This is a genomic window from Thermodesulfobacteriota bacterium, from assembly GCA_035559815.1.
Lineage (GTDB): Bacteria > Desulfobacterota_D > UBA1144 > Nemesobacterales > CSP1-2 > DATMAT01.
In genome coordinates this window covers 1-4,919 of record DATMAT010000068.1, presented here as the reverse complement: position 1 = coordinate 4,919, position 4,919 = coordinate 1, and the positions used below count along the sequence as shown (strand labels likewise).

Here is a 4,919-nt window from a genome sequence, read left to right as displayed (position 1 = left end):
TATTTATGGATCCCCGATTAATCCTGTCCCCAAGTGTTATCCGATTAATACTTTCGGATACAAGCTTTATTGGGGAACATTCGGGGATGACATGCGGAGAGGATTCCCGATTAAGCACGTCCCCGCATGTATGTAGCGGGGAACATTCGGCGATGACAGATTAGAGGATGTCATTCCCGTGGAAACGGGAATCCAATGTTTTAGTTATGGGTCCCCGATTAATGCATTCGGGGATGACAAGGAGTAGTATATCCCAGTCCATCCTCCGGTTTAACCGTGGGACCTTCGCTCAGAGCTTGTCCTGAGCACATTCGATAAACTCAGTGTAAATTCCACGAAGGAATAAACCCCTGTGAGGAAGCCTACGGGGGATCTTATCGGATTGTTTAGTCTAGTTCATCCCTAGTGCAACCGAAGGCTATGACAGACCAAGAGGAAAGAACCCCTCTTTAATTCCACCCTTGGTAAGCCTGTGCTGAGCAAGGTCGAAGTAGGGTAACACGGAAAATCTCCCTCCCCATCGATGGGGGAGGGTCGGGGTAGGGGTGAATGTACTCAATACGTTTTAAAAGCTTTTTTCCATACACAAGGTACATTTTTGGTCTATTTGTACCTTTCATACAATGAATAGACATTTATTTACCGTCGCCGACTCTTTTTGTCGCCGTACGCCCTATTTATTGTCACAAGGCGTAATTCATATTGTCAATGTTTTCAAGTAGTTATTATCTAGCCTAACGGAAAACGTTCATGGCATGGACTTTGCTAAGTATATTGTTGCGCGGGAAAGTGATTTAGAAATCAAATACAAACTTTCCCACACGGCTTTTGAAATCCTGACCGATAATGGCAAACCATCCGAAAGGGTGGGACGCAAAGCCGACAGACCTAAGTTCGTCATTGGACGTTGGTCGTTAGTCATTAGATAAAAACCCAACGACCAAAGACTAAAGACCAAAGACGAATACGGTGGCTGGGTTGCCGAAGATAGGATTTCGACCATCCCTAAAATACAGGGGTGCGTCTCCTTGAGGTTGGTTTCAAAAGCCACAAGGAGGTTACAATGCGCACCTACTGTATCTTATCAAGAGAGCAAATCCCAAGTTTTTCGAAGGTAATCGCCAAGGTTCTTGTTACCATACTCCTGGCGATTCTTATTAATCCGATCTCGGGGCTAGCGGATGTAGTCAACCTGACCCCGACAAAGGACACGTTTGTAGACCAGGCTGCTCCGGTAACAAAGTTTGGCGGCTGGAAGCAGTTGAAAACCAAGCAAGAAGTCTCATCCTCAAAATTCTTTGGCCGGCCAGCAACAACCGGCGGGGCAAGAGAAACATTGCTTCAATTCGATTTATCCGGGATTCCGCAAGAAGCGGAGATTACCAAAGCCTACTTAAAGCTCTTCAGCAAGAAAAATAAGAAATTCCGAAAAGACAACGCTGTCAGGGTATATGCAGTACTAGAACCCTGGCTGCAATCAGCGACCTGGAACGGAAAACCGGCTGCCGCTTCTACTTATGAAGACAGTATCGCGGTAAACGGTTTCGGCCAGTATGTCCAGTGGGAAATAACCGGTCTGGTTCAGGACTGGGTTAGCGGGCTGGAACAAAACCATGGGGTAGTTGTTCGCTCCGAGGGAGGCGGTGAGCTTTATTTTGCCAGTAAAGAGGCACACGATCCTGGAAAAAGGCCCGTTCTCTATATCGAATATACCAACCCGGGAGGGGACGGATCTCTAAATGTTACCGTCGAGGCAAACCCAACAAGCGGCGAAGCACCTTTAACCGTAAATTTCAAGGCCAACGTCCCGGATGAAAGCACCGGCATGGAATACAGATGGGATTTCGAGGGCGATGGTATAGTTGACGAAATAGGATCTTCAAGCGAGATATCATTCACTTATAGTGACTCCGGTGAATTTAACGCGACAGTTGAGGTTTTTACAAGTTCAACTGCAACCGCTGATGCCAGCGGTTCTTCCTACAGCGCCAGCAACAAAGGCGGCAAAGGTTCTACAAAAGTAAGAGTTACCGGAAAACCAAGCCCGACACCGACACCTGAACCCACACCGGCGCCTACTCCTGCTCCTACTCCAACACCCGAACCGGAACCAGAGCCAGAACCCACTCCCACACCCACTCCGACACCCACGCCTTCCCCGGAACTAACCGGCCCGGTCTTCTATATTTCTCCCAACGGGTCTGATTCAAATTCCGGCACCTCTGCCTCTTCTCCTTTCAAAACCTTCTCTTTCGCCATATCCCAGCTCTTACCGGGCGATACCTTAATTCTCTTGGATGGCACTTATGACGGGTCGAATAGCGGATATCTTAATATCAATTGCACGACTAATGCGAAAAACGGCACGGCCACAAAACCGATTACGGTCAAAGCACAGAATGAAAGGAAGGCATTTCTTGATGGCGACGGGTCAGTTGACACATTCCGCATGGATTACTGCTCTTACTGGAATATCGAAGGATTGAGGGGTAAGAGCAAAGACAATTCAAGCAGCAGCAAAGGCAACATATTTAAAGTAGTGGATTCCAGTAATATCAAAATGAAGCGCCTTCTGGCTGAATATACCAATGGATATGCCAACGCCCACGCTATCAGGGTGCAAACCTCGATCGAGGTACTAATTGAAGAAAGCGAAGCTTACAGCTTCCATAGGCACGGAATCAGTATACAGGATAGCTCATTCGTCACCGTCAGGAGAAATTATGTTAACTCAAGAGCCAGAAAAGACCCGGCTGACTGCGGTACTCAAGGTGTAGATGGCGGCTGCTCTATCGACCAGAACAGGGGAGACGAGGGAATAGTATTTTATGATAGCAACGACTCGATAGGAGAAAATAACATAGTTGAAGCAAGTTACTATATTGGAGACTATGGAAGAAGGAATAGACTTCTAGGAAATGTTTCTTTAAGTAATAACGTTGGATACGCTTTATCCCATCACAGCAAATTTTCTTCTATTCGATCTATCGATGGTATTTATATAGATAACGTGGCTTTTAAAAACACCAACCAGGGTTTTTTCTCTCGAAGCCAGGAAAACGCCAAATTCAAGAATAATACAGCAATCGCTAATGGAAAGGCCGGTTTTATCGCTGATAATGGACGAAGCGCCCCTCACCTTAGCAGCGCCACGTGGACTGTAGTGCCCTCGGTGGATATAAATAACACATTATCTATTAATAATGCCCAGGCGGGCTTCGATATAAATCATGCAGCTGATTTCAGTGTCAAAATTTATGAATACATTAATGCCTACAATAATGATACAGATTATTCTAGCGATACCCCCTATGGAACTAACCAAACTACCGTGAATCCGCAGATGTACGATAAGGCTAGCGGACAGGGATGTATAGTATACGTACCCTCCGGCAGTTCGATGAAGGGAATGGGAAAGGACGGAAAAGACGTAGGAGCCAATATTATCTACAGATATATAAATGGCGTGCTGACCAATGAAAAGCTCTGGGACCAGAACACCGGACAGTTTACCTGTGGATCAATAATAGAAGGTGTTAACGATAATTCATCAATTAGCTGTATAGGTGTGCATCAAAGGTTGAATGTTGGGTTAAATGGTTGCCCGATACCATAGCCATTAATGAAAAAAGTGGGTGTATATCGAAAATCGATATACACCCACCGCTACCCAGTTATATCGCTTCGAATATCTTATATAGGTTCTGAGCGATTTACCTCTCTACAAACTAATTACTGACGGACTAAACACTATTCTGGTAAGATATTTCCCGGAGTTTATTCCAACGCTTCGCTGTTATGTAAAAAGTCAATGCACTCATGGCACTGCCGCATTAAATTCATCAAATCCCTCAAAAACGTGTGGCCGCACTCTCAGGAAAACACCTTCCGTGCAGCAAGTCGATAGCGGTCCACACTACTACTGCTCGAGATTTTTTTGATCCAGTCCCTATTGCTCATGAAATCAACCCATAAGCATAGGCTTCTTTACTCTTCCACACGTGTCTTATCCGGTTCAATAACTTCTTGGCTATCCGAACTATGGCCTTCTGCTTGCTCATCCGCCTGATTAATTGACTAAACACATACCCCAACGCCGGGTCTTTTCTTACCGCTACCCAGGCCCCCTCTATCATCACATACCGTAAATACCGGTTACGCCGGAAGCTCAAACCCCGGTTGGTTTCCCTCTCCCCAGATCCACTTACCGATGGCACTAACCCTACATAACAAGCAAGACGATCTATACTCCGGAACCGGCTCATCTCCATTAACTCCCCATATAAAGTCATCGCCCCAACAAAACCAACCCCAGGTACTCTACGAAGATTCTTCACCTCTTCCTCAATCCCATACTCCCGACAATACTTCCGCACTAACCTCAGCACCTCTACTAACCGCCGACGGTGGCTCTCCAACTCCTCCAGACATAGCCTGAGATAATCCCTACCCATCCCATAGGAAAACTCTAACCCCTTCAGCCACTTTATAAATCCCCCAGACCAGTGGGGGAGCTCTTCATGACCGGGTATAACATAACCGTAAAACGCCAAATGCCCCTTTATCCGATTCTTCACCCGCGTCTGTGATTGCACTATCTTGAATCTCAACCTGCACAAAGAACGCAGTTGCTGGTGTAACTCATTCGGTATGTATATACCCTTCAATCTCCCATTCTCTAACTCCACGGCTAGCTTACGACTATCTACCTTGTCCGTCTTCGTCGATTTCTCTTTCTGAATGGAAAAAGTCTTTAACTCCATGTGGTTAGTCCTTACGGTTACTATCCAGTTCTTCTGATGCACATCTATACCTAGAAAAAAGTCTTGATTGGTGTAATCTATCCCTTGTTTCTTCATGACGGTTCCCTCCTTAGTTTTTTGTTAATTATAAGAAGGGAACCGTTTATACTTAACCCC

General features: G+C 45.8%; 2 protein-coding genes and 1 riboswitch. Of the genes, one reads left to right on the top strand and one right to left on the bottom strand.

Annotation, left to right across the window (positions count from 1 at the left end; translation table 11 throughout):
• Positions 1–838 precede the first annotated feature (838 nt).
• A riboswitch (cyclic di-GMP riboswitch) is annotated at positions 839–986 on the top strand.
• Between the two features lie 77 nt (positions 987–1,063).
• A complete protein-coding gene (locus VNN20_16220) occupies positions 1,064–3,616 on the top strand; it encodes a DNRLRE domain-containing protein (GenBank protein ID HWP93735.1) in 2,553 nt (850 codons plus the stop codon).
• A gap of 340 nt (positions 3,617–3,956) precedes the next feature.
• Here VNN20_16220 and VNN20_16215 read toward each other — a convergent pair whose 3' ends face one another.
• Positions 3,957–4,859, bottom strand: coding sequence for an IS110 family transposase (locus VNN20_16215; protein ID HWP93734.1), 903 nt, complete (start codon positions 4,857–4,859; stop codon positions 3,957–3,959).
• Positions 4,860–4,919 lie beyond the last annotated feature (60 nt).